Annotated in this window: 25 protein-coding genes; 17 read left to right on the plus strand and 8 right to left on the minus strand. The window is 42.8% G+C overall.

Annotated elements, in window-relative coordinates; genetic code table 11:
• The first annotated feature begins 44 nt into the window (after positions 1–44).
• The 3 genes from FTU00_RS10665 (at position 45) to FTU00_RS10675 (ending at position 2,074) form a co-directional block, all read left to right on the plus strand.
• Positions 45–881, plus strand: coding sequence for a ParA family protein (locus FTU00_RS10665; RefSeq protein ID WP_180179696.1), 837 nt, complete (start codon positions 45–47; stop codon positions 879–881).
• Positions 882–894: 13 nt separating this feature from the next.
• Positions 895–1,287, plus strand: coding sequence for a hypothetical protein (locus tag FTU00_RS10670; protein ID WP_108675631.1), 393 nt, complete (start codon positions 895–897; stop codon positions 1,285–1,287).
• Positions 1,288–1,480: 193 nt separating this feature from the next.
• Positions 1,481–2,074: a hypothetical protein gene (locus tag FTU00_RS10675; protein ID WP_005233326.1), complete on the plus strand. Its 594-nt coding sequence runs from the start codon at positions 1,481–1,483 to the stop codon at positions 2,072–2,074.
• 25 nt (positions 2,075–2,099) lie between these two features.
• Here the strand turns inward: FTU00_RS10675 and FTU00_RS10680 are convergent, their stop codons facing one another.
• A complete protein-coding gene (locus FTU00_RS10680) occupies positions 2,100–2,738 on the minus strand; it encodes a DedA family protein (protein ID WP_034704672.1) in 639 nt (212 codons plus the stop codon).
• Between the two features lie 492 nt (positions 2,739–3,230).
• Here FTU00_RS10680 and guaA point away from each other — a divergent pair, with 492 nt between their 5' ends.
• Complete coding sequence (gene guaA, locus FTU00_RS10685) at positions 3,231–4,799, plus strand: glutamine-hydrolyzing GMP synthase (protein WP_180011589.1); 1,569 nt, start codon at positions 3,231–3,233, stop codon at positions 4,797–4,799.
• Positions 4,800–4,912: 113 nt separating this feature from the next.
• On the opposite strand, the gene FTU00_RS10690 is transcribed toward guaA, so the two are convergent.
• The 3 genes from FTU00_RS10690 to FTU00_RS10700 all read right to left on the minus strand — a co-directional run bounded on the left by FTU00_RS10690 (position 4,913) and on the right by FTU00_RS10700 (position 8,761).
• Complete coding sequence (locus FTU00_RS10690) at positions 4,913–5,839, minus strand: DUF2971 domain-containing protein (protein WP_159124120.1); 927 nt, start codon at positions 5,837–5,839, stop codon at positions 4,913–4,915.
• Between the two features lie 186 nt (positions 5,840–6,025).
• Positions 6,026–7,249, minus strand: a complete 1,224-nt coding sequence (locus tag FTU00_RS10695; protein ID WP_180179697.1) for a GGDEF domain-containing protein — start codon at positions 7,247–7,249, stop codon at positions 6,026–6,028.
• 159 nt (positions 7,250–7,408) lie between these two features.
• Positions 7,409–8,761: a GGDEF domain-containing protein gene (locus FTU00_RS10700; protein WP_180179698.1), complete on the minus strand. Its 1,353-nt coding sequence runs from the start codon at positions 8,759–8,761 to the stop codon at positions 7,409–7,411.
• A 495-nt stretch (positions 8,762–9,256) separates the two neighbouring features.
• Between FTU00_RS10700 and FTU00_RS10705 the strand changes: the two genes are divergently transcribed.
• The 3 genes from FTU00_RS10705 to FTU00_RS10715 all read left to right on the plus strand — a co-directional run bounded on the left by FTU00_RS10705 (position 9,257) and on the right by FTU00_RS10715 (position 11,408).
• Positions 9,257–10,204: a pirin family protein gene (locus FTU00_RS10705; RefSeq protein ID WP_180179699.1), complete on the plus strand. Its 948-nt coding sequence runs from the start codon at positions 9,257–9,259 to the stop codon at positions 10,202–10,204.
• Between the two features lie 34 nt (positions 10,205–10,238).
• Positions 10,239–10,637, plus strand: coding sequence for an OsmC family protein (locus FTU00_RS10710; RefSeq protein ID WP_180179700.1), 399 nt, complete (start codon positions 10,239–10,241; stop codon positions 10,635–10,637).
• A gap of 120 nt (positions 10,638–10,757) precedes the next feature.
• Positions 10,758–11,408, plus strand: coding sequence for a glutathione S-transferase (locus FTU00_RS10715; protein ID WP_180179701.1), 651 nt, complete (start codon positions 10,758–10,760; stop codon positions 11,406–11,408).
• Between the two features lie 52 nt (positions 11,409–11,460).
• Here the strand turns inward: FTU00_RS10715 and phoR are convergent, their stop codons facing one another.
• From phoR to FTU00_RS10730, 3 genes are all read right to left on the minus strand, one after another.
• Positions 11,461–12,819, minus strand: coding sequence for a phosphate regulon sensor histidine kinase PhoR (gene phoR / locus FTU00_RS10720; protein ID WP_179992734.1), 1,359 nt, complete (start codon positions 12,817–12,819; stop codon positions 11,461–11,463).
• Between the two features lie 25 nt (positions 12,820–12,844).
• On the minus strand, positions 12,845–13,555 hold the full coding sequence (gene phoB, locus FTU00_RS10725) for a phosphate regulon transcriptional regulator PhoB (protein ID WP_159124126.1): 711 nt from the start codon (positions 13,553–13,555) through the stop codon (positions 12,845–12,847).
• Between the two features lie 221 nt (positions 13,556–13,776).
• On the minus strand, positions 13,777–14,469 hold the full coding sequence (locus FTU00_RS10730) for a TetR/AcrR family transcriptional regulator (RefSeq protein ID WP_171505606.1): 693 nt from the start codon (positions 14,467–14,469) through the stop codon (positions 13,777–13,779).
• A 219-nt stretch (positions 14,470–14,688) separates the two neighbouring features.
• Here FTU00_RS10730 and FTU00_RS10735 point away from each other — a divergent pair, with 219 nt between their 5' ends.
• The 10 genes from FTU00_RS10735 (at position 14,689) to FTU00_RS10780 (ending at position 24,048) form a co-directional block, all read left to right on the plus strand.
• Positions 14,689–15,537 (plus strand): SDR family oxidoreductase, encoded by an 849-nt coding sequence (locus tag FTU00_RS10735; RefSeq protein ID WP_179992732.1) that lies wholly within the window; start codon positions 14,689–14,691, stop codon positions 15,535–15,537.
• 185 nt (positions 15,538–15,722) lie between these two features.
• Positions 15,723–16,664 (plus strand): TauD/TfdA family dioxygenase, encoded by a 942-nt coding sequence (locus tag FTU00_RS10740; RefSeq protein WP_180179702.1) that lies wholly within the window; start codon positions 15,723–15,725, stop codon positions 16,662–16,664.
• A gap of 118 nt (positions 16,665–16,782) precedes the next feature.
• Entirely contained in the window at positions 16,783–17,487 is a 705-nt protein-coding gene (locus tag FTU00_RS10745; protein WP_180179703.1) for a Crp/Fnr family transcriptional regulator, read from the plus strand.
• Positions 17,488–17,597: 110 nt separating this feature from the next.
• Positions 17,598–17,813: a molybdopterin-binding protein gene (locus tag FTU00_RS10750; protein ID WP_180179704.1), complete on the plus strand. Its 216-nt coding sequence runs from the start codon at positions 17,598–17,600 to the stop codon at positions 17,811–17,813.
• A 13-nt stretch (positions 17,814–17,826) separates the two neighbouring features.
• Positions 17,827–19,314: a hypothetical protein gene (locus tag FTU00_RS10755; protein WP_180011601.1), complete on the plus strand. Its 1,488-nt coding sequence runs from the start codon at positions 17,827–17,829 to the stop codon at positions 19,312–19,314.
• 24 nt (positions 19,315–19,338) lie between these two features.
• Entirely contained in the window at positions 19,339–20,406 is a 1,068-nt protein-coding gene (locus FTU00_RS10760) for an ABC transporter substrate-binding protein (protein WP_180179705.1), read from the plus strand.
• A gap of 32 nt (positions 20,407–20,438) precedes the next feature.
• The gene (locus FTU00_RS10765) at positions 20,439–21,293 is read left to right on the plus strand and encodes an ABC transporter permease (protein WP_180179713.1); all 855 of its coding nucleotides are present in this window, start codon (positions 20,439–20,441) and stop codon (positions 21,291–21,293) included.
• A 10-nt stretch (positions 21,294–21,303) separates the two neighbouring features.
• Positions 21,304–22,065 carry an ABC transporter permease gene (locus FTU00_RS10770; RefSeq protein WP_180002675.1) on the plus strand — a complete coding sequence of 254 codons (762 nt, stop codon included), beginning with the start codon at positions 21,304–21,306 and terminating at the stop codon, positions 22,063–22,065.
• Between the two features lie 18 nt (positions 22,066–22,083).
• Entirely contained in the window at positions 22,084–22,896 is an 813-nt protein-coding gene (locus FTU00_RS10775; protein ID WP_166138948.1) for an ABC transporter ATP-binding protein, read from the plus strand.
• 336 nt (positions 22,897–23,232) lie between these two features.
• Positions 23,233–24,048, plus strand: a complete 816-nt coding sequence (locus FTU00_RS10780) for an ABC transporter ATP-binding protein (protein WP_180179706.1) — start codon at positions 23,233–23,235, stop codon at positions 24,046–24,048.
• A 149-nt stretch (positions 24,049–24,197) separates the two neighbouring features.
• Here FTU00_RS10780 and FTU00_RS10785 read toward each other — a convergent pair whose 3' ends face one another.
• Positions 24,198–25,565, minus strand: coding sequence for an LLM class flavin-dependent oxidoreductase (locus FTU00_RS10785; RefSeq protein WP_180179707.1), 1,368 nt, complete (start codon positions 25,563–25,565; stop codon positions 24,198–24,200).
• Positions 25,566–25,663 lie beyond the last annotated feature (98 nt).

Below are 25,663 nucleotides of genomic sequence, written 5' to 3' on the forward strand. Positions count from 1 at the left end.
GAACTAAAACATACTGATCATTAGAAAAATAAAGAGGGGTGTTTATGCATACTCGTGTGGTATTTAACCAGAAAGGTGGGGTGGGGAAGTCAAGTATTGCAGTCAATCTGGCTGCAATCAGTGCGCATCAAGGGCTTAAAACCCTGTTAATCGATCTTGATCCGCAGGCAAACTCCAGCCAGTATTTACTAGGAGATGATGCAACTTATTCGAGTGACAAGCCGGCGCTGGAGCCGAATATTGAAAACTATTTTGAAGATGTATTGGGGAATCAGCAGAGCAAAAGCTTGATTGGTAATGCGATTGGCTCCATTCTCAAGACCCGGGCCAAAGGGTTGGAAAGTTATCTGCATCAATCACCTTTTAAAAATCTGGATGTCATTCCGGCAAGTCCGAGTTTGGGCACCTTGGCCCATGCACTGGAATCCAAGCACAAAATTTATAAGCTGCGCGATGCCTTGCAGCCGCTTTCTGAGCATTATGACCGGGTATTTATCGATACTCCGCCGGCATTTAATTTCTTTACGCTTTCAGCACTGATTGCTGCAGACCGTGTTCTGATTCCATTTGACTGTGATGTGTTTTCTAAACGGGCCTTACAAACCTTGATTGAGAATGTCATCGAAACTCAGGATGATCATAATGAACGTCTGGAAATTGAAGGCATCGTGGTCAACCAGTTTCAGGCTCAGGCAAAACTGCCACGCGAAGTGGTACAGCAACTGATAGATGAAGGTCTTCCGGTGCTGAACAGCATGTTGCCGCCCTCGGTGCTGATGAAAGAGTCGCATCAAAAAAATCAGCCATTAATTCACTTGGCAACTGATCATAAATTGACTCAGGCCTATCAATCATTGTTCAATGAGATAGAGCAGCATTAAGATCGAGTTAACTATGAAACTTGTGAAAATAAGCCTGGCAATCAGCATACTTAGCTTGCTGAGTGCCTGTGCAACGACGGTCAAACCGACCTATGTTTCACCCACCCATTATCAGACCCTCAACTGTCAGCAGCTTCAGGGTGAATACAATCGTATTCAGCAATATCTTGATAATGGTGTTGAGCCGCCTAAACGTACAGGTGTCGGCGTAGGGGTAGGCGTCGGTGGTGGCTGGGGCAGCCGCGGCGGATGGGGCATTGGTCCGAGTGTATCAGTGAATATGGGACAGTCTTCCAATACCAAACGTACTGAAACGGCACGTCTACTGGGTGAACAGGAAGCTATTGTACAAGCTGCAAAATTTAAAGCTTGCCCAATTATTGTCCGTCAAAATACCAATAAATAGCCCTCTAAACATCAAAAAAATGCTGACTTTAGGTCGGCATTTTTTCTATCTTAAAAATGATTGGTCAAGTGATAGAGTTCACAGTATTCACCAGAAAAATGACCGATGCGCATAAAATTTTGAAAGATCTCGTCTTGTGATCAGAACACGAGATTGGTTAAGGTAATCACCTTGTCTGATATGTTTAACCACCATGATTGAAAACTGGCTCTTTGTTTTTGCAACAATAGCAGTGCTGATGATCCCTGGACCTGCCAATGCATTGGTGGCCAGTTCTGCCTATCAGCAGGGAACAGCTAAAACCAGTCTGTATATTCCCGTCATTCTGGTGGGGTATTTATATGCGATCAATGGGTGGGCTTTGCTGGTTCATCTGTTTTCACCGATCTGGCCCAGTTTTCAGGAACTGGTGCATGTGCTGAGTGCAATCGGTGTGGGCTGGATGACCTTCCATTTATTCAAGGCTCGGCAACTGGAACAATATAATCAGAGTCATCCTCAGATCCGTCCCTGGCAGATGTTTAAGGGAACCCTGAAAAATCCCAAAGCAGCGCTTCTGGCAACCGGAATCTTACCGCTGTCTACTTGGGAAAGTCCGAGTAACTTTGTTCTGGTCTTTGCCATTTTTACTGGGATTGCCTTGCTGGTTGCGTTGTTCTGGATGATCTTTGGACAAGCGATTCTGGCGGGAGAGTCGGCAAAAAGAAAAGCCGACCTGATTTATAAAGGGTCGGCTCTGTTTTTACTGCTTTGTCTGGTGCCTTTGCTGATCAATTGGCTGGAGTAAATGTTCACTCAACACTTCTAGGCTTTCAGGCGATTTTATTTTTCTTAAGTTTCTGCTGAATAAAGCCAATCACACCTGGCATAACACTTAAAATAATGATGCCAAAAATCAGATGAGTGAAATTATCTTTGACAATTGGCATATTGCCGAATAGATAACCCAGGATCACAAACGAACTGATCCAGAGAAAGCCACCGATCATATTGTAAGTCAGGAAATATTTGTAATTCATACTTCCCGCACCGGCAACAAAAGGTGCAAAGGTACGTGCGAAAGGAATGAAACGGGCAAAAATAATGGTTTTACCACCGTGTTTCACAAAGAACTGCTGGGTAGCAAGCAGATGCTTTTTATTAATAAAACGTGATTCAATCTCAAATACACGTGGCCCAATATATTTACCAATATGATAATTCAGGGTGTCGCCCAGCACTGCCGCAGTGAACAGTAGCGGAATCAGTACCCATGGATCCATAGCACCCGTTGAAGCCGCAAGCGCACCTGATGCAAATAGCAGACTGTCTCCCGGCAGGAACGGCATCACCACCAGTCCCGTTTCAACAAAAATAATCAGGAAAAGAATGCCATAAATCCAGATGCCGTAATTGGTAATGAATTCGAGCAGGTGATCATCAACGTGGAGGATAAAATCAAGCAGTTCCATAGGGAAAAAAACAAGCGAAAAGGTGATCAAATCGTAACAGTCTGCGGCATGAAAGTCAGTACCGAACAGGAAAATAATTGCCCGCTCATCCCTGATGGGTGAATTAAAAATTTATCTTACAAACTAGCGGTGAGTTCCTGCGAAAAACAAGCTTAGCATGAATACGTCATTAAAATAAAAATCAAAAGGTGGCTCCCATATCTAACCCTAAACCATATCAAATGAAGACCGTGATAGAGACAGGTGAAATAAACTTTCAATAGCAACTTAACTGGCCGATCTTGAAATGATTGAAATCCAAATATCGTAATATCGTAAATACGCTGAATTCCGTGGAGAGAAGGGAAAGCTCTCCTGCTGAATCAAAAGCTTTATTCTATTTAAAAAAATAAACTGCTTAATTATTATGCGGATGGGAATAGTGTGCTTAAGCCTAATAAAAATGCTAGAATACGGCGCTTATCTTTCGTTTGCCTTTCATAGTTGTTTGTCATGACTACCAATACTCAAATTACTGAAGATCGTATCCTGATTCTGGATTTCGGTTCTCAATATAGTCAGCTCATCGCACGTCGTGTCCGTGAAGCTGGTGTATATTCTGAAATGTATGCCTATGACATGTCTGAAGAAGACATTCGCGCATTTAATCCAAACGGTATCATCTTGTCTGGTGGACCTGAAAGTGTTCACCTGGAAGGCAGCCCGCGTGCGCCGCAAGTGGTATTTGAGTTAGGTGTACCTGTACTGGGTATCTGTTATGGCTTGCAAACCATGTGTGAACAGCTTGGCGGTAAAGTTGAGCCAGGTAGTGTACATGAATTCGGTTATGCAGAAGTGGATATCGTGGTACGTGACCAGCTGATTGGTCAGCTGCAAGACCGTGAAAACCAGCTGCATGTCTGGATGAGTCATGGTGACAAGGTTGCACGTATTCCAGAAGGCTTCCAGGTGACTGCAAGCACACCAAGCTGCCCGATTGCTATGGTGTCTGATGAAACTCGCCGTTTCTATGGAATCCAGTTCCACCCTGAAGTGACACATACTTCGAAAGGTGCAGAATTACTGTCTAACTTCGTACACCAGATTTGTGGTTGTCGTGGTCTGTGGACACCAGAACATATTATTGACCTGCGTGTAGAACAGCTTCGTGCACAGATTGGCAATGAAAAAGTATTGTTAGGTCTTTCAGGTGGTGTCGATTCATCGGTTGTAGCGGCACTTCTGCACAAAGCAATTGGCGATCAGTTGACTTGTGTATTTGTAGACAACGGTCTGCTTCGTTTGAACGAAGGCGATCAAGTAATGCAGATGTTTGCAGACAACATGGGGATCCGCGTGATCCGTGCTGATGCTGAAGACCGTTTCCTTTCTGCATTGGCTGGTGAAGTTGATCCAGAGAAAAAACGTAAAATTATTGGTCGTGAATTCATCGAAGTCTTTGCTGAAGAAGCGCGTAAGCTCGATGGCGTAACCTTCCTTGCACAAGGTACGATTTATCCAGATGTGATTGAATCTGCTGCCAGCAAACAAGGTAAGGCACATGTCATCAAGTCGCATCACAACGTAGGTGGCTTGCCAGAAGACTTGGCATTTGACCTGGTTGAACCATTGCGTGACCTGTTTAAAGATGAAGTACGTAAATTGGGTACGACTCTAGGCTTGCCACACAGCATGATCTACCGTCATCCGTTCCCAGGTCCAGGCCTTGGTGTTCGTATCTTAGGTGAAGTAAAAAAAGAATATGCAGATATTCTTCGTCTTGCTGATGACATCTTCATGCAAGAACTTCGTGCAAGCGGCTGGTACGACAAAACTGCTCAAGCTTTTGCCGTATTCCAACCAGTGAAATCTGTGGGTGTAGTCGGTGATGGCCGTCGTTATGCATGGGTAATTGCACTTCGTGCAGTTGAAACCATCGACTTTATGACAGCGCGTTTTGCACATCTGCCATATGATTTGGTAGACCGTATTTCTACACGTATCATGAACGAAATTGCTGAAGTTTCTCGTGTGGTGTATGACGTTTCATCTAAGCCACCAGCAACAATTGAATGGGAGTAATTTAGGGGTTTCAAGAAGCAACGCTTCTTGCCTAAATTATGCCAAGAACTATGTTCGAGGCAGTTTAGTTTTTACTAAACCTTTCAAATAAAAAGGACGCGAAAGCGTCCTTTTTATATATCTACTACTTCTAAATTGTCATAATTTTCTAATTGTCCATAACGTACTTTTTGAATTCTCAGATGATTTAATGCAGGATTATTTTTAATCTTTTGGAAGATTTCTTTTATTATTGATTCAGGTGTATCCCAGCCGAATGTTAATGTTTTAAATGCTTCGAAAGGAATTTTTTTTAGAAAAATGTTTTCCTTTCTTTGATCGTATTGTTGTAAGTCGAAAATAATACGATGTTCATTTTCAGTCGACCATTTTAAGTTTTTAGTAAAAAATAACCTTGTTATAAGATCACTTAGATTAATTTCATTAAGAAGGTGATCCTGTACATCTAAAGCTGATTCATATTTATCTTTTAATCTAATGCCATTTATACGAATACAACCTTCATAATAAGTAATTGAAGCTCGTTTTTCATTGGAATAAATGACTTTTCTAGTAGGATATTTTTTAAAAAATTGGTGCTGTTTATCAAATTCTAAAGCTATACCCTTACCATGTTGACCATATTTAATCCACATATCATGATTGGTTAAAGAGTCACTTAATGAAAAAATCCCAATCATTTGGTTCATATGCTCTAACAAACAATTATTTATTATTTCAATTAGTTGAATTGCTTGAAATCGTTCAATTTCGTCTGTTGTTTCATAGTCTGTAAAGCCTTTTAAAGAAGGAAACAATTCGACTGTATATCTCATCCCTGTAGGTAAAAGAAAATTATTAAGCAAGAAGTTATTATCAGGAATGCTGCCATCATTTAGCCAAGAGGTTTGATACTTCTTTCGAGCGTATTCAAAGTCAGCCTCTGAAAAGTGATTATAAAATGGTGCAAATCTTGCTTCACCTGGAGGATCATTTAAGTATTGAGGTTGAGTAATACGGAACAAACTATTATCTAAAAAGGCTAGGTGTTCTGCACTCATATATTTAATTAACATAGATATTTTCTAGAATTTCATTAATTAGTTATTAACGGTATTTTATTCAAATATTTCCAGTTTAAGGGCTTTTATATTTATAAAATTGACAAATTTTTTTTAAAGAAGGTAATCTTCGAATCATTTTTAAAATCGCTTCGGCGCTCTTTTTTATTATCTTTCAAATGACATTTAAGTCGGTTTAACCTGCCAATTTTGAAGCTCTCCAAGCAAGCCCTGATCGAGTTCAGGATCGTAGCACTCGACCCGGTTCCGACCATTGGCTTTAGCCTGATACAGGGCAATATCAGCCTGTTTAATTAACGCCATTAAATCCGTTTCACTGCTTTCCAGAATGGCCGCACCAATTGAAACCGTGAAATCAAGACGATGCCCATGTTCCAGATTGACCACAATATTCTCGATTTTATGTCTTAAACGCTCGGCAATTTTGAGTGCATCATCTAGTGAAGTTTCAGGAAGGCATGCGATAAATTCTTCACCCCCATACCGTGCCAGCACATCATGACGCCGCATTTCATTGCGTGTGGTCTGTGCAATCAACTGCAATACCTGATCTCCAACATCATGTCCATAACGGTCATTGATCTGCTTGAAATGATCGACATCAAAGACCAGCAAACTGATTGGAGCAGGCTGTTTGAGATTCTTTTGGATCAGCTGTTGTACCAGATATTCAAAACAGCGTCTATTATTCAGGCCTGTCAGCGAGTCAGTATGGGCGAGATTTTCAAAAGTCTGACGATGATATTCATTCAGGGTATGTTGCAGGAATACCAAACGGGATTTTAGTGTAGAGCTCCAGCTGATATATAAACTGAAGGTCAATACCGGCATATAGATCAGGGAAAACAAGAACATCTGGTACAGGTTAGCTTGGGTATTGAAATACACACCGATATAAATCACCAGTGTAATCAGACCGGAATTAATCAGGCTAGGCCAGAAGCGAATCTGCACACATAAATTGGCCAGGACAATAAAGACCAGTGAAGCATATTGATAAATGAGCGTATGCGGACTTTCAGACTGATTCAGATTAAAAAACCAGATTGCACTTGCTCCGATAATCGAGGTCGGCAACAGCAGGTCAAATACAGGCAAATTCCGGTAAAAATGATACATCCAGATGGTTATCAGCAGGATCACCAAGGTATAGCCTAGCTTGGTCAGAATGAGCAAATTCATAATGTCATTCAGTACCAGAATATCGGCAAGGGTGTAGGAGGCATATGCCACCTGTGCAAATAGGTTCACCTGCAACAGATATTTTGGAGTGAGCTGTTTCTGATGCCTAAAGTAGGCAGGTTTTAAAGACCCAGGAATACGAACAAGAGGATCGTGAAGGGCATCCTGAAGCAGGAGGCGAGCTTCTTCTTCATATTTATCTGGCATATCGCCTTCCCACATTAAATCCAAAGAAATGAATAAGATGAATACTTATATTTGTATGAAAAATATTCTATTCTTTTAGAAATTATTTGAAAAGCATCCCAAACAGATTTAGGTCTAATTCTTAAATTCTTGTCTAATAATCTTGATTTTGCTCTCAACTTACAAAGCAGACCAAGACTGTTTCGCTTTATGATGAGCGCCAGACTGCTCCTGTTTATTCAAAGGTTTAAATACATTCCAGGGATTTGGAGAGAGCGGTTTAGTCGGTTGCAGCATATTAGGATGATAGACCCTAATCCGGTTTCTTCCCGCTTTCTTAGCTTCATAAAGCGCAATATCTGCATGCTTAATCAGGTCTTCAAGCTCCTGTTGCGGAGATTCAAGTTCAGCAATACCAATAGAGATCGTGAACTGGATTTTCTGGTCGGGATTGATGTGCATCACCTGCTTTTGAATCGAACAGCGAATCCGTTCTGCAATCATCAGGCAGTCCTGTAGCTGGGTATCTTCCAGCAAGGCAATAAATTCTTCTCCACCAAAACGTGCCAGTACATCGCTAGAGCGCATTTCTTTACGGGTAATTTCAGCAATCAGTTGTAGCACCCGGTCACCCACATCATGACCATAGTTGTCATTGATTTTCTTGAAATAATCGACATCAAACATCAATAGACAGGTGCTGGCAGGCTTTGGCCATTGATGGATTGAACGTTCCGCCATATCCACAAAATGACGACGGTTAAATAACTGCGTCAGATCATCAGTATGAGCAAGATTCTTTAAGGTTTGATAATTCCATTCATCCAGCAAAGTGCGTAGAAAAGAGCGCCGTATGTTGATGATATTATTCCAGTTGATATAAATACTAAACGCCCAGAGCGGCGTGAAAACAACGGCGAAAATAAAGGCCTGCGATAGACTCATGAGATGGGTTACCCCAATCATGATAAACAGGGCGATAAAAATAGAACAATACAGCGCACCCTTAAACTCGGTCTGTACACAGAGATTGGTAATTAAAACAAAGATCGCAGAGGCATAGATATAAGTTGACACATGCGGGCTACTCGACAGCAGGAGCAGGCCAATCCAGGTCGCTGCAGCCACAGTCGTGCCCACAGGCAAAATCATGTCCAGAACCCGGATATTCTTTTGATGCTTAAACAGGTAATAGCAGCAAAACATGACAGCAATGACCAGTGATACCCGGATCAGGCCAGACAGGAAAAACATGTCAGGAATAATAAAAATATCGGCAAAGAAATACAGCAAAAAGGCGATCTGCGCCATGTAATTAATCTGGCGAAGATTTTGATGACGATGCACATAAAGATAATTATAAAAGTACTGCTGGAATTGCGCAGGAATAGGTGCACCGCGATGTACAAGCGCATCTTCAATTAACTGGCGATTTTGCAGATCACATTCGGCCAACTTTAATGATCTATCCGTGGTCGAGTTTTGAAAAGACATATTCGCCGTTGAATATATATTTTCATTCGAGGATGACATGTCCTGATCCAATCTTATTTTTATTGGGCCCTATTATGAACCAAATGAATAAAAAACAATCTCCCTAGAATCAGGGGGTAGCACGATTTTTGAAAAGAAAACGTAACAAAATTTTTGTTTTGTAAACATAAAGCTAGACGGATCACATTTTTATAGATTGCTGATTTTAAAAGTTTATATAAATAAAAATGAGCGTTTCACGTGAAACATGAGCATGATGAATAAGTTGATTTAAACGAACTGATGTAAGGTGCTTGAATGATTATATGATTCATCACCAAGACCTTGATTACAGTCTTTGGAAGACTGAAGCCTTTAAGTATTTGAACTGTTCTGATGAGTAGCACATTTTATACGTATCGAAATATTTCCAAAGATAGATTTTGCGGGTAGACGCGGTACATTGTTGTATGAGGTAGACATCTTGTGATGATCAGGGAAAGATGTCTTGATTCAGCATACAGCCAGAATGAACTTGCCGAGGTCAGCTCAACCATGTCGAATAATAATGATATTGAACTGTCAAATTCAGATGATTGTGAAAAGTATATCAATCAGTTCATACAGGAAGTTCCTTTACGGCGTGCAGAAATCGGGCAGGGAACTGTCATTAAACGCGCCTTGCCGAGTCGGCATAAACGCATGATTGGCGCCTGGTGTTTTCTGGATCATGCCGGTCCTACTCAGTTTCCTCAGGGAGATGGTCTGGATATCGGACCGCATCCGCATATTGGCCTGCAAACTTTTACCTGGATGATTGAAGGCACCATGATGCACAGCGACAGTCTGGGTAACCGGCAATTGATCCGGCCGAAACAGGTCAATCTGATGACTTCAGGCTATGGCATTTCGCATACAGAGGTTTCACCGGAAACTGAAACCAAAATGCATGCAGCACAGCTCTGGATCGCCCTACCTGATGACAAGATCAATATGGCTCCCGCGTTTGATCATTATCCGCAATTACCCGTGATCGAAGAACAAGGCATTCAATGTACGGTCCTGGTCGGGGAATTCCTGGATACACTATCACCAGTTAAAGTTCATACTGAGCTTTTGGGGGTGGATCTATTTGCTGCTGAAAGTACCCGTGCCCATTTGAGTTTAGATCCAAGATTTGAATATGGCTTTATGGCCCTTGAGGGTCTGGCAAGTATTAATGGGCATGAACTGACTGAAGATAATATGGTGATTCTTGAGCCGGGATTACAGTATGTAGATGTTGAAATTCATGCGCGTGGACGAGTCTTGCTAATTGGTGGAGAGCCATTTGAAAGCCCTATTTTATTGTGGTGGAATCTGGTTGGCCGGGATGTGGAAGAACTGAAGCTGGCCCGTGAACAGTGGATGATGGGACACCCGCGTTTTGGCACCATTCCAAGCTATGATGGGCCGCGTATGGAAGCACCAGCATTTCCGGAACATATGCGTGCTTCTCGATAAATCTTTCATATAACTATAAGAACAAAGGATCAATATGGCCCGTATCGCACTTGCCAAAATACAGAGCTTAACCATACCGTGGCAGGGAGAAATCAGTCATGGTCAGCATCATTATCTAACCGATAAACCGGAATCCTTCGGTGGGCAGGATGCAGGTCCTGCACCTTATGATCTGCTTTTAGGCAGTCTGATCTCTTGCACCATGATTACTTTGCGCATGTATGCCAAACATAAGGACATTGAACTGGGCAACTTTCAGGTTGAAGCAGAATTCTTTGCCAATAAAGAAGGACAGGAATGGATTGAACGACGCTTAAGTTTCGATATTACTCATGATTCGGCTTTGCAGCAGAAAATTCTGGAGATTTGTGCCAAAACCCCGGTGACCAAAACCCTGTTACGCAGTCTGGAGATCCGCACTAGCCTGATTTAAGCTAAAAGAGAGTACGCTATATCCGGTAGGGAAAATGTAAGTAGACTGATAAACTCTTTAGTTAGAGCCAGACTTTTTGCTATGCTCACGCAGTAATAACAATAAAATCATGAGTCTAATATGCGTATTTTACATCATCTCGAACAATCAAGATCATTTCGAATCATGTGGGCCTTGGAAGAGCTGGAACTTGATTATGAGATCAAGTATTACAAACGCCTGCCTAACTATTCTGCTCCGCCTGCTTTGAAACAGGTTCATCCTCTGGGTAAAGCCCCGATTCTGGAAGATCAGAATCTGGTACTGGCTGAGTCTGCCGCCATTCTGGAGTATCTCCAAGAAACCTATGATTCGACCCATCAGTTTCAGCCGATCAGTGCCGAGAACAAGGCGCAATACCGCTACTGGATGCATTATGCAGAAGGGTCTTTGATGCCTTTGCTGGTCATGCAACTGGTGATGACCAAAGTTCCTGAGCAAGTGCCATTTCTGGTTCGTCCCGTGGCTAAAACAATTTGTGAAGGGGTAAAAAAGCAGTTTGTACAAAGCCGTCTAAAAGACCATATCCAGTTTCTGGAAAATCATTTAAGCCAGCATGAATATTTTGCCGGTCGTTTCAGTTTTGCGGATATCCAGATGAGCTTCCCACTTGAAGCCATGCAAAGCCGTACCGGTAAAAGCTATCCGGCGATTCAAGCCTATCTGGAACGGATCTCGCATCGTGCGGCTTATTTCCGGGCCTTATTCAAGGAGCAGGCATTAAAGTCTTAAAGCCTTCGCTAAAAAAGAAAAGGTGCGATTTGCACCTTTTTTTATTTTTGAATCAGTCTGGGAAACTGAGACGTTCTTTAGGGAAAATCACCTTAAAGGTGGATCCCTGATTTTCATGGGAATCAATTTCGAGCTGGGCCTGATGTTGCATCAGTACATGCTTCACAATCGCCAGACCCAGTCCTGTGCCACCAGTACGGCGGCTACGGTCAGAATCTACCCGGTAGAAACGTTCAGTCAAGCGAGGCAAGTGTTTAGGATCAATCCCAATTCCGGTATCTTCTACGACAAAATAGGCCGATTCACCATCATCATGCCAGCCCATGGTGACAGTTCCACCTTTAGGCGTGTACTTGATAGCATTGGTAATCAGGTTACTGAAGGCACTGGCAATTTCCATATCTGAGCCGATCAGGTCACAGTGACTGTCAATATCCAGATTTAGGGTATGGCCATAATCCACGTTATAGGCTTGCGCATCATCAAACAGCTGGTTCATCAGATTCGGCATATCAATAATCTGGTTCTTGGCAATATTCTTGTCATTTTCCAGACGGGATAGCAGCAACAGGTCATTGACCAGTGCATTCATGCGACGAGTCTGGGACTGCATCTGGTCAAAGGCGCGTTTCCAGCGCGGGCTAATATCTTCCTGATCGGTAAAGGTTTCGATATAACCGCTGAGCACAGTCAAAGGGGTACGCAGTTCATGCGAAATATTATCGACAAAGTCCTTACGCATCTGTTCCAGATTATGCATCCGGGTCACATCATAGGCGACCAGTAAGCGGCTTTCACCGCCAAAACGGGTCATTTTGATTTGCACATAATGATCTTCGAATATCGAAGACTTCATTTTAAGGCCATCAGGTGCATCATCAATATGATGATAGTAATCAATGAAATTTGGCTGACGTAACAAACTCAGGATATTGCGGCCGCGATCTTCCTGACCAATCCCCAGTAACCGTTCTGCCGCCGGATTCCACCATTCAATCTGCTGATTTTCATCAATCAGTACCACGGCTTCTTGTAGGGCGACTAGCGAGGATTGTGCACGGTCAATCAGCTCGACCATTTCAGCCTGAACAACACGTTCCTGACGCTGGGCCCGATAGACATTGAACAGTAAAGCCCCCCAGATCCCGTTAATATTTGGCGGTACATCATAGGGACGGTTCGAGATCCATTCATTGACCAGGTAGAGTGAACGCAACTGTGTGCCAAAGAAGGCAACAAAGGCCAGAACGATACAGATCCAGAAATAACCGATGCCTAGGCCAATACAACTGGCAATGACCAGGAAGAGAAGAAGTAGACGTAAATCTTGCTTGGCAAAATCCCATAGGCTGCTGTAACGGAGTCTTTTGTGCTCGTGTGACAGTTCGGGAACAGGATAGGGCTCATACATAAAACAAGATTTACCTAAAAAACAATTAACCCAGTGCAACGTCGGCACGAGTCGAGAAACGGTAACCGGTGCCACGTACAGTCTGTACATAGCGGTCAGCGCCATAAGGTTCAAGTACCTTACGCAGGCGACGGATATGCACATCAATGGTCCGGTCTTCAATATAGACGTTGCCACCCCAGACCTGATCCAGCAATTGCGCACGGGTATAAGCACGTTCCGGATGGGTCATGAAAAATGCCAAGAGACGATATTCAGTCGGTCCCATATCCAGAATAGTACTGCCAAAATTCACGCGCTGACTGACCGGATCTAATACCAGTCCGTTAGCATCAATGGATTTTTCACCGCTGAGGGCATTGGAACGACGCAGGACGGCTTTAATGCGTGAAACCAGCTCACGGGTCGAAAATGGCTTGGTCATATAGTCATCGGCACCGGCATCCAGTCCCTGAACCTTATGATCTTCTTCACCACGCGCGGTCAACATGATGACCGGAATTTCGGACAGATTTTCATCACGTTTCAGACGACGACAGAGATCGACACCACTGACGCCACCTGGCATCATCCAGTCCAGCAAAATCAATGCTGGACGCTGGTCCACAATCATTTGATGAGCCTGCTTGGCATCTTCTGCCTGTAAACATTGAAAGCCCGCCATATCCAGAGCAGTATGGATCATTTCACGAATCGGCAGTTCATCATCAACAATTAGAATGTAGTCATCTTTCACAGCGCAATACCCTATTTCATGCAAACGGTGGACCGTTTTATATTTATGACAGGCTTATTACAAAGATTAATTATGACAGTATCATTGCAGAATAGGTAGTTTCGTGGCCTTCCGCAAAGATTTGTCACAATTTAAGCTGTTATTTTATAAGAGGGTCTTAGTTCAAAATCTTGTAGATCAATGAAGTCTAGATCTACATAGACCTTATCCTGATTTAAAAATTATCTAACCGGATCCGCCGGTTTTTCTGTACCCAAAGTATCTAGTAAAGCAAAGAATACCAGACTACAGGAGGACAGAATTTCTTCCAGTGACTGTTTAAAGCCGCTCATGACCCAGCGAATGGCAATCTGGGTAACATAACCATTGAGTCCGGTCGAGACCAGGGAAATCTCTCGTTCAGAACGATTCAGGTTCGGCATCATCAGCATGACAAAGGCCTGAATCATACGGTCGAAACGGCCCATGGTTTCATGAATCGTGGCCTGATTATGCAGTTCCTGAACCAGCATCGCATCGATATAAATAATTCGTGCCATACCCGGATTGTCACGTAAGGTCGTCAGCAAGGCGGTCAGACCGGCTTCGATCATTTTCTTTGGATCAGAAGAAGCCTGCATCATGGCTTGCATGACATTCTGCTGTAACTGGTCAATCAGCTTGAGGAAAATAGTCTGGAACAGATGTTCGCTTTTCTTAAAGGATTCATAAAAATAACGTTCAGTCAGTTTGGCTTCGTTACAGATATCCTTCACTGTGACTGAAAAGAAACCATGACGACCATAAGCCTCGATCCCGGCCTCAATCAGCTTTTCACGACGCGCCTGCTGACGCTCAGCCATCGAAAGTCCTTTAAACTGGCGTTCCTTACTTTTACTTGCTAGTTTTTGTCCTGAATTTACTACATCCGTCATAAAGACCATAGACTCATGTGCTTGAGATTTTAAGTATCTTATCAATAAATCCGGCTTTGACCTATGCTGAAATTCAAGCCTGAAAATTGGCCCGTAGAGACATGCTGGAATTATTGACAATATGGATTGTCAAAACTATATTGAAACAGTGTGCTGTATCCCTATGCGACAGAAAAACAGGCTGTCATGGAAGGGCAGTGTTTTAATCAAGGAAATTCAATGAAAAATTTTAATAATAAAGTCGCGGCCATTACTGGCGCAGGTTCAGGTATCGGCCAGCAACTTGCGGTGCTTTTAGCAAAGCAGGGCTGTCATTTAGCACTCAGTGATGTGAATGAACAGGGCCTGGCTAAAACCGTTGAGCTGCTGAAAGGTACTGATGTTCGTGTCACAACCAAAAAGGTCAATGTGGCTAATCTGGAAGAAATGCACGCTTGGGCCGCTGAGGTCGAGAAAGATCATGGCAGCGTGAATATGATTTTTAACAATGCTGGTGTAGCTCTTGGTTCTACCGTAGAAGGTGCTAGCTATGAAGAGCTGGAATGGATTGTAGGCATTAACTTCTGGGGCGTAGTTTATGGCACCAAAGAGTTTCTGCCTTTAATCAAGAAAACCGGTGATGGTCATGTCATTAATATTTCCAGCTTGTTCGGTTTAACTGCCCAGCCAACCCAGTCCGCTTATAATGCCACTAAATTCGCTGTGCGTGGTTTTACTGAATCCTTGCGTCAGGAACTGGATATGGAAAACTGCGGTGTAAGCGCACTCTGTGTACATCCAGGCGGAATCCGTACCAATATTGCCATTGCAGCGAAAATGAATGACAGTATTCGTAGTCTGGGAATGCATCCGGAAAAATCTGCACAGAATTTCAATAAGCTGCTGCGTTGCCCACCGGAAGAAGCAGCGCGTCAAATTCTGGAAGCGGTACAAAAAGACAAACGCCGTTTGTTAATTGGAAATGATGCCAAAGCGATTGATTTAATCCAGCGCCTTATGCCAACTGGCTATCAGAAAGTCACGGCTTTAGCTACCCGCCTCGGCAAGCAGAAGAAAAAGTCAGCTTAAAACACCCTGATCAAAGCCCGCGTAAGCGGGTTTTTTTATGCCTGAAAACTTAAGTAGCTAAAGTATTTTATAAATCAAAAATGGTGCATAAGAATGTCAATAAATTGACAGCGTTAGATAAGCCGATTCGGCATGATGATTTCACAGACCCAAGGTCGACATAATTATAGATAGAGGAAATGATCATGGCTTATGAATACAAACACATCCAGGTACAACCAATTGGTGGCCGTATTGGCGCTGAAATCCAGGGCGTAAAACTGTCAGCAGATTTGGCTGATGAAGTGGTGAATGAAATCAATCAGGCATTATTGCAGCACAAAGCGATCTTCTTTAAAGATCAGCAACATCTGGATGATGTAGTCCAAGAAGCCTTTGCAGCGCGTTTAGGCACGCCGTTGAATCACCCGACTGTACCGGTAAAAGATGGCTCTGCACATATTCTGGAAATTGATTCACGCGGTGCACGTGCAGACAGCTGGCATACGGACATCAGTTTTATTGATGCTTATCCAAAAGCTTCTATCCTGCGTAGCGTGGTTGCACCTACAGTAGGTGGTAATACCGTATGGGCAAATACAACCGCTGCCTACAATGATTTACCTGAAGAACTGAAAACACTGGCGAATAGCTTGCGTGCGATTCACAGCAACAACTTTGACTATGCTGCAAAAGTCAGTGTTCCAAAAGAAGCTTTGGAAAAATATAAAAACTACTTCAACTCAACTGAATACGAAACTGAACATCCATTGGTACGTGTTCATCCTGAAACAGGTGAAAAAACCTTGTTATTGGGCCATTTCTTTAAGAGTTTCGTCGGTTATAGCTCAAGTGAATCACGCCGTTTATTCGACCTGTTCCAAAGTTATGTGGAGAAGTTGGAAAATATTGTCAGCTGGCGCTGGAGTACAGGTGATGTGGCAATTTGGGATAACCGTGCAACTCAACACCGTGCGATTAATGATTATGGTGACCAGCACCGCGTAGTGCGCCGTGTGACTTTAGAGGGTGATGTGCCAGTCGGTGTGGATGGCCGTCCAAGCCGTGAACTGCGTAAAGATGTCAAGCAGGACATTAGCAACTTCCGCTATAACAGCGAAGACGGTATTTATGAAAAAGTTTCATAAGTAATTCTTATTCAATTGGAAACTTTGCATATAAATAGCTAAAGAATCAAGAATAAATGATTCGCCAGTCATTAATGATCCATCTAATATTTAAATAAAATATAGGGTGGATCATTTTATGAAAATTCATACTGCAAAAAATAATGTGGATTATGACATATTAAAAAATATATTTAAAAATATCTCTGAGGATAAACTGGATTATATTTTAAAATATTCAACGATTCGAAAATATCAAAAAGGTGATTTAATATTAAATAAAGAAAATTGCCATACTGCTTTATATATATTGCTTGATGGGATTATCCAGATTGGATATTTAAGCCCATCGGGTCGTTTTCATGCTTTTAATTATTTCTCGGAAAAGCATCTGATTAACCTGCTTCCATGCCTGAATACACAGGTGATTGATTATGATTATTATGCTTTTAATCAGGTCAAAGTCCTGCAAATTCCGCAGCATATATTTATAGAAGAAATAAATGATAACAATTACTTAAAGCAGGATGCTTTAAATATTCTCAGCCATCGGATGCAATATCTGATCCAGCAGGTCAAATTCCTGCAAGTCGCTAATTTACATCAAAAAGTATGCAAGGTTTTGCATGACCTTTCGATTCAGTATGGTCGATCTCATCCTCTGGGAACTGAAATTAAACTCAAGATCTCCCAGCATGATTTAGCAGATTTACTCTCTGCCTCACGCCAAACCATTAATAAAGAGATAAAGAATCTGGCAAGTCAAAATATTCTGGATTGGCAATATGAAAATATCGTGATTAAAAACAAAGAATATTTAAATTATCAGATTAAATGGATTTAAAATAATATTTTTAGATTTTATAAAATAATATATCAAAATCTATTTATATTATTTTTCTGCATATTAAAAATCATGCATATTAATTCCAACCAAAACAACAGGAATTAATAATGACAATTCAATCTATTAATGTGCGTAACCAGTTAAAAGGTACTATTCAGGAAATTATAAAAGCTGATGTGGTTTCTGAAGTCGATGTGGTGACTGCTTCAGGTATTTTCACTTCGGTAATTACGACACGTTCTGTAGAAGAGCTGGATTTGCAGGTAGGAAGTCAGGTGATTGTGCTGATCAAATCGACTGATGTTTCACTGGCAAAACTGTAGGTGTGTCGATTGTATGAAGCAATATTTTAAACAAGGGGCAACGGTACTGACTCTGCTAAGCGCGAGTATTGGCTTAACGCATGCAGATGCGGAGGTAGGTCAGTTACAACAACAGGTCAGTCAACTCGAGCAGTCATTAAAACAATTAAAAACCCAGTTAGCGCAGATTCAGAATCAGAACGAAGCCGTTACAGAAGCCACTACTGCTGATGAGGCTGAACTATCTGCTGATGCAGAAACTGAATCTGATGATGACCAAAGCTTTGTGACACGTGCCGAGTTGCAAGGTCTGCAAAGCGATCTGGAAAACTATAAATATCAGGTACAGCGGGACCGCGATACCAAAACGGCATTATCAACACGTCAACTGCTGATTAATGGAGTCGTGCAGGCCAAAGCTTCTTATATCGATGAAGCACAGCGCACTCCACCTACGGGTACCAATACCGGGATGGCAGTTCAAGACCGCCACTCTTCGTTTGATTTAGGTGCAGTCCAAATTGGTTTTATTGGCAATCTGTACAAAGACTATGAAGAAGGCAAAAACCTGGATTTCAATCTGCGTTTTGGTACTTCTCCACAGACAGGGACCAATAACAGTTATCTGAACTTATTGGATGCGCAACTGACTTATCACGTATTGCCAACCTTAAGTGCCGACACGGGGCGCTTGAGCGTCACTTTAGGTCAGCAACTGTTGCCATTTGGCCAGGAAGTTCAGGCCACTGAAGACCTAAAACCTACCATTAACAATGCCTTGTTCAGTTTGCCGGGCCTAGGTTATGGACTGGCACTGCGTGAAGTCGGTCTGATTGTGCGTGGGGATGCCTTACCAACCGTGGACTATGGATATAACTATCGCTCGCCAATGATCAGCTATGCCTTTGGTCTGGTGAATGGTAATGGAGCCAATAAATCGGATGACAATGATGACAAAAACTTTATTGGACGTTTGCGTTATACCTTGCCTGCTGAATATAACTCATGGCTGCGTGAACTGAGTTTTGGTCTGTCCTGGTATCAAGGCAAAAGCAATCTATTTGAAATTGATGGAACTAGTGCGGCCTTTGCTGGTAAAGGCGATGTGCTGCGTAAAGGCTTCGATATTTACTATAACCATCATCCATTCGGTGTGACCTATGAATATGTGCAAGGTGAAGATGACACCTACATTTCACAAACTGCACAGACCTATAAGCGTGAAAGTGAGTCGCACACAGGCACCTTGTTCTGGAACTTTGGTGAGCAGTTTGTCAAAGGATTCCGTAATCAGGGCCGTTATGACGACTGGTGGCCAAAGTCTTACCAGGCTTTCTATCGCTACGACACCATTGATCGTGACAAGAATTTAGCCGATCAAACTGTTGATATTCACAGTCTGGGCCTGAATGCATTCTTTGCGGAAACCACCAAGTTTCAGATCAACCTGAACCATGTCAACAATGACATTACAAACAAGAGCTATAACGAACTGGTCGCACAATTCCAGTACGGATTCTAATTTTATATTTTGAGGAATTTTCACATGTTTAAATGGTCAAAAGTATTATTTGCTGGCCTTCTCTCCACAGCAACACTGGTGCCTGCTGTCCAATCCTTTGCAGCAGAAGCCAAACCGACCGTGATTCGCCTGGCATCTCCATTAGTCGGCAGCGGTAGTCGTCCAGTGGGCTACGGCAACTTTTATTCCACCACACAAACCTTAGGTTTGCTGGAAAAAGAATTCCAGAAAGACGGGATTAAAGTACAGTGGAACAACTTTAAAGGTGCAGGTCCTGCGATCAATGAATCTTATGCCAATGGCCTGGTAGATATTACCTGGCTAGGAGACTTACCGGCTTTGATTGGTAAGGCCAGTCGTCTGGATACCAAGCTGATTTTAGCGGGCGGTACACATGATAATACTTACCTGGTGGTTGCACCGGGATCATCAGCCAAAAGCTGGGCAGATTTAAAAGGCAAACGTATTGGTTTCTTCCGTGGAACCAGCGTGCATCTTGCTTTAAACCAGATTATTAAAAAACATGGACTTACTGAAAAAGATTTCCGCTTTGTCAATGTAGATGGTCCAGTCGGCTATTCAGCACTGGCAAGTGGTGATCTGGATGCTTTATTTACCAACCAGTCGATTTTCCCTGTGACTGATCGCGGTGTTGCTAAGCTGATTTATAGTTCTAAAAAGGAACCGGCACAGTATCAGAGTTCGGGTTATATTTTGGTCAATTCTAAATTTGAACAGAAGTATCCTGAAGTCGTACAGCGCGTTGTGAATGTGCTGGTCAAACAGGCAGCTTGGGATTCGAACCCAGCCAATAAAACTGAATTGTTCAAAATATGGTCGAAATCAGGCCTTTCCTATAACACCTTCGTACGTGCCAATGAGGGTGTAGATCTAAAACGTCATAGTGCTCCGATTCTGGATGCTTTCAACGTTGCTGTAATTAAGAAAAAGCTGAAAGCGGGTCAAGACTTGAAACTGATTCGCGGCAATATTGATGTTGATTCCTGGATTGAGCCGAAATATGTCAATAATGCTTTAAAAACGCTAAATTTACAGAACTATTGGAAACCTCTGAATGCCAATGGGCAATAACCATCATGCCCTTGAGTTGAGGAGGTTGAGTGATGTTACAGGAAATCGAGCTTGAAACAGCCAAGACACCGACACAGGACAATGCTGCATCCAGATTGAACCGAAAAAGTATTCTGAATTTTTTAAAACAGAATCAGGTGTTCATATGGGGAATCGGAGCACTTTTCCCCATCGCGCTGCTCTATCTGTGGCATGTGTCGGTAGAACGGAACTGGGTGAACCCTTTATTGCTGCCTGCACCTGAACTGGTCTGGGTGGCCCTGAAAGATCTGTATCAAACCGGCGAACTGTGGAGCAATCTGAGTGTCAGTCTGAGCCGAATTGGCTATGGTTTTAGTGCCGGCATTGTACTGGCACTGGTCTTAGGTCTGACCATGGGACTATCGCATCGAGCAGAGGCCTATATCTGGCCCACATTCAAAGCCATTAATCTGGTGCCCGTGATTGGCTGGATTCCATTATTAATTTTACTGGTCGGGATTGATGAAGCCCTCAAGATTATTCTGATTGCTAAAGCCGCGCTGGTGCCGATGACCATCAATGTATTTAAAGGCGTGCGCAATATTCCACAGCAATTGACCGAAGTCGCGGAAGTTTATCAGTTGAGCACCTGGTCCAGATTTAAAAATGTGGTTCTGCCGGGTGCTTTTATCAGTTTTATCGGTGGTCTGCGTTTATCTCTGGCAAGTTCATGGGGTGCTCTGGTTGCAGTAGAACTGCTAGCTTCAAGTGAAGGGATTGGCTATGTGATGGTCTATGGCCGTCAGATTTTCCAGCTCGATGTGGTGATGGCAACTGTAGTAGTGATTGGACTGGTGGGATTTGGCTTTGATGTCATTATCCGCCTCATACAAAAACAGTTCCGTGGCTGGGATCAGGCTAGATAGAGAGAACATCATGAAAAAAATAGATTATCGCGGCTGGGTCATTCCTCTGGTTCTGTGGGTTGCCTGGTTGATCGTGACCGCAAAACAATGGATTGATCCTGCTTTACTGGCGCCGCCAGCTGCTGTATGGCAGGCCTTTGTAGAAAGCTGGCAGGCAGGCGAGGTGACAGAAAACATTATCGCCAGCCTACTTCGCAACACGGCAGGGTTTATTGCCGGTGGAGTGATGGGTGCAGTGCTGGGTTTGGCCCTGGGTCTAAATGTCTGGCTGGATCGAATCTTTTCTCCAACACTGAATGCCATTAAACACGTGGCTGTATTTGCCTGGATTCCACTGATGATCATGTGGTTTGGACACGGTGAAGTTTCAAAAGTGATTTTTATTGCCTTGGTGGTGTTCTATCCGGTGTTCTTTAATACCTATGACGGGGTCAAGAATGTGCCGGTCAAAATTAAAGAAGTGGCGCAGATCTTCCAGCTCAGTCCGGTACGTACTTTTTTTAAAGTGATTTTACCCGCAGCAGCCCCAAGTATTTTTGCCGGTTTGAATATTGCGCTGGTATTTTCATGGGTGGCGACTGTTGGCGCGGAGTATTTCTTTGTGTCCTCGGTTGGCGTGGTCAATCCAATCATGGACGGACAGAACCTGTTCCAGATGGAAGTGGTGCTATATGGCATGGCCATTATTGCGATTGTCGGGCTGTTATTTTCCAAGGCAGCACAATTCTTTGAAAACTATAACTTACGCTGGCGTCAGGCGGCCAATAAATAAAAGATGTGAGATAACAACATGAATCAACAGGTGAATATTAAGGGTCATGTCGAGATCCAGAAACTCGACAAGTTCTTCCCTAAAGATGGGGAAGAGTTACAAGTGTTAGATCAGATTAATTTGAATATCCAGCCAGGCGAGTTCATTAGTATTGTCGGTAATAGTGGCTGTGGTAAATCAACCTTATTGCGGCTTTTGGTGGGATTGGATGCCGAGTTTCAAGGTAGCATTTTGATTGATGGCAAACCGATTCAGGGTACCAGTCTGGATCGCGGTATTGTGTTTCAGGATCACCGTTTGTTTCCCTGGCTGAGTGTCGAGCAGAATGTAGCTTTAGCGCTAGAAAAATCAGGTCTGAGCAAAGCCGAAAAGCAGGAACTGATTGATTATCATCTGGAGTTGGTGCAATTGAGCCAGTTTAAAACTGCCTATCCAAGTCAGCTGTCTGGGGGGATGAGCCAGCGTGTGGCAATTGCGCGTAGTCTGGTGAATCGTCCACAAATTTTATTACTGGATGAACCTTTTGGTGCCTTGGATGCCTTGACCCGTGCCAACTTGCAACAGGAATTACAGCGGATCTGGCAGTCAGAAAAGATCACCTCTATTCTGGTCACTCATGATGTAGAGGAAGCAGTATTGTTAGGTGATCGGGTAGTGGTAATGCAGCCACATCCGGGACGAATCAAACGTATTGTGAAAGTGGATCTTGAACGTCCGCGTAAGCGTGAAGACTACCGTCTGGCGGCTATTAAAAATGATATCTTGCTTGATTTCCAGGATCAGGTTGAGCTTGTGCCGCATGAACTGGAACAGTATAAATTGGCCTGGTAAGCTGAGCCAATTGAATACCCGCATTCGCGGGTTTTTTATTGCCCTAAGCATTATTGCGATTTGGTTATGCGGAATATTTTAAATAACGTTTTCTATAAGAGTAAAATTTTAAGACATTGAAATTTATTAATTTATATCTAACAGTTAGAACCTATACATGCTTTTGATAACCAAATAAAAAATCAAGATAACTCCTTACCCTAAACTCTTTTATAGTCAAAAGAGTCCTATTTTCAGCAGATCTAAAAGAGACAGAAATTTATCCAAGTTCATAAGTAGGATAGATCTAGTCTAGAACAATCATTAAATATGTATTGCAGCAAAAGGTGAGGAAAAATGACGGAGCAATCTCAATGTAGAATCACGATTCAAAATTTATATAAAAGTTATAGCACCGCACCAGATCAGCAGACCCAAGTCCTCGAAGATATTAATCTGGATATTCATGCAGGTGATTTTGTCAGTGTGGTAGGGTATGCTGGCTGCGGTAAATCCACATTGTTACGCTTACTGATGGGCTTGGAACAGCATCAGCAGGGCCAGATTCTGATTCAGGGGAAACAGCCAGCTGAACATCTTCCAAATCTCGGTATTGTCTATCAGGATCATCGACTGTTTAACTGGCTCAGTGTGACGGAAAATATCCGCATGGCCTTACATCAAATCCCTTTAAGTAAAGAAGAGGAAAATCGAAGAATTCAGGAACAGCTAGAATTACTGCAATTGACGCCGTTTAAGGATGCTTATCCATCGCACTTGTCTGCTGGCATGAATCTGAAAGTGGCAATTGCCAAAAGCCTGGTTACTCAACCGGATATTTTATTATTAGATGATCCTTTTGCTAGGCTGGACGCACTAATGCGTCATCATCTGCATGAAGAATTACAGCGAATCTGGAAAACCAAAAAAATTACCGTGATTTTAGCAACCCAAGATATTGCTGAGGCCTTATTGCTGAGCAATTCAGTAGTCGTGATGCAGGCTAATCCTGGGCGAATCGAACAGGTTTTAAAGGTGTCTTTATCTTATCCACGCAAGCGCCAGAATACGCGTTTACAGCAGTTGAAAAAAGAAATTCTAAAAGTATTAAATTTCTCAATCGTGAAGGATCAACAGCTGCTACTTACAAGCTCTGGTCAGTTTTGCTGGTAGGCTAGGGTCTTCATTCATTTTAAATTAAACAGAAATCAACAGCGACACAACCTCGCCCATAGTTGTCATTTCCACTAGCACCAATTACCCCAGTGCTTAACTTAAAGAAATAAAAAATGCCCTATCGGGCATTTTTTATAATGGATGGTTTAAGAGGCAACCGCAGTATTTTGTTGCGTAATCACATACTGATTTTCTGGCCGTTTCAGCCCCAGATTTTCACGTAAAGTTGTACCTTCATATTCAGTCCGGAATAGACCACGACGTTGTAGTTCTGGCACGATGAAATCTACAAAGTCATCCAGACCGGCAGGTGTCGTCGGTGGTAATACATTAAAGCCATCCGCAGCTTCATTTTCAAACCACTCCTGTAATTGATCAACCACCTGTTCAGGCGTACCAATCAAAGTCCAGTGACCACGGGCAGACGCAATATATTCATATAGCTGACGAATGCTGAAGTGATGCTTAGCTGCAATCTCAAACATTATTTGTTGACGGCTAGACTTGATCTCAATGTCTTCTAGAGGAAATGGAGCATCCAGATCATAGTTTGAAAGATCAATATCACCTGCCAGACCAGACAGTAAGCCCAAACCGACATCTGGATGAATCAGACTGTTCAGTAATTCATATTTTTCTTTGGCTTCCTGTTCTGTTTTAGCTACAAAGACAGAGACCCCCGGCATTACTTTTAAATCATCCGGATGACGGCCATATTTAGCCAGACGACTTTTGACATCACGATAGAAGGCTTGGGCATCAGACAGGCTTTGCTGGGCAGTAAAAATCACTTCGGCATATTTGGCGGCCAGCTCACGTCCATCTTCAGACTGACCTGCCTGAACAATCACTGGATAGCCCTGTGGCGGACGAGGGACATTGAGTGCACCCTGGACATTAAAATATTTGCCGCTATGCAGGGGTTCGTGCTGTTTAGATGCCTCAAAGAAATGACCGTTTTCTTTGTCATAGAGGAATGCACCATCTTCCCAGGAGTCCCAGAGCTTCTGTACAACTTCAATAAATTCATCCGCGCGCTCATAACGGACTTTGGCATCCGGATGGGCAGTAAAACCAAAGTTACGTGCGGTTTCAGCAGAAATGGTGGTCACGACATTCCATGCGGCACGACCCTTACTGATATGGTCTAAAGAAGCATATTCTCGTGCCAACAGATACGGTTCTTCATAGGTGGTAGAAGCAGTGGCAATAAAACCAATATTTTGGGTGACGGCTGAAATCGCTGCGAATAAGGTGACGGGTTCAAAGCCCACAACTTTATCGCTATAACCGACATTCTTATTATGTTTGGAAGCGCCATGACTCCAGTTGACTGCCAGACCATCTGCAAGGAAATAGGCATCAAACAGGCCGCGTTCAGCAGTTTTTGCCAATTCAATCGCATAATCAATGCTTAAATGATCCTGAGGACGAGATTCAGGATGGCGCCAACCTGCCGCATGTTGCGAAGTCGTTGGAATAAAAGCACCCAGTTTAATTTGTCGTTTAGCCATGAGAAGACCTTGTGTTTTTATACAATACACTGCTTATAACAAGGATCTTCATGCCTGAAAAATATAATAAAAATGAATCCATATAAAAAATATGGATT

The organism is Acinetobacter sp. YH12041 (assembly GCF_013419975.1).
GTDB lineage: Bacteria > Pseudomonadota > Gammaproteobacteria > Pseudomonadales > Moraxellaceae > Acinetobacter.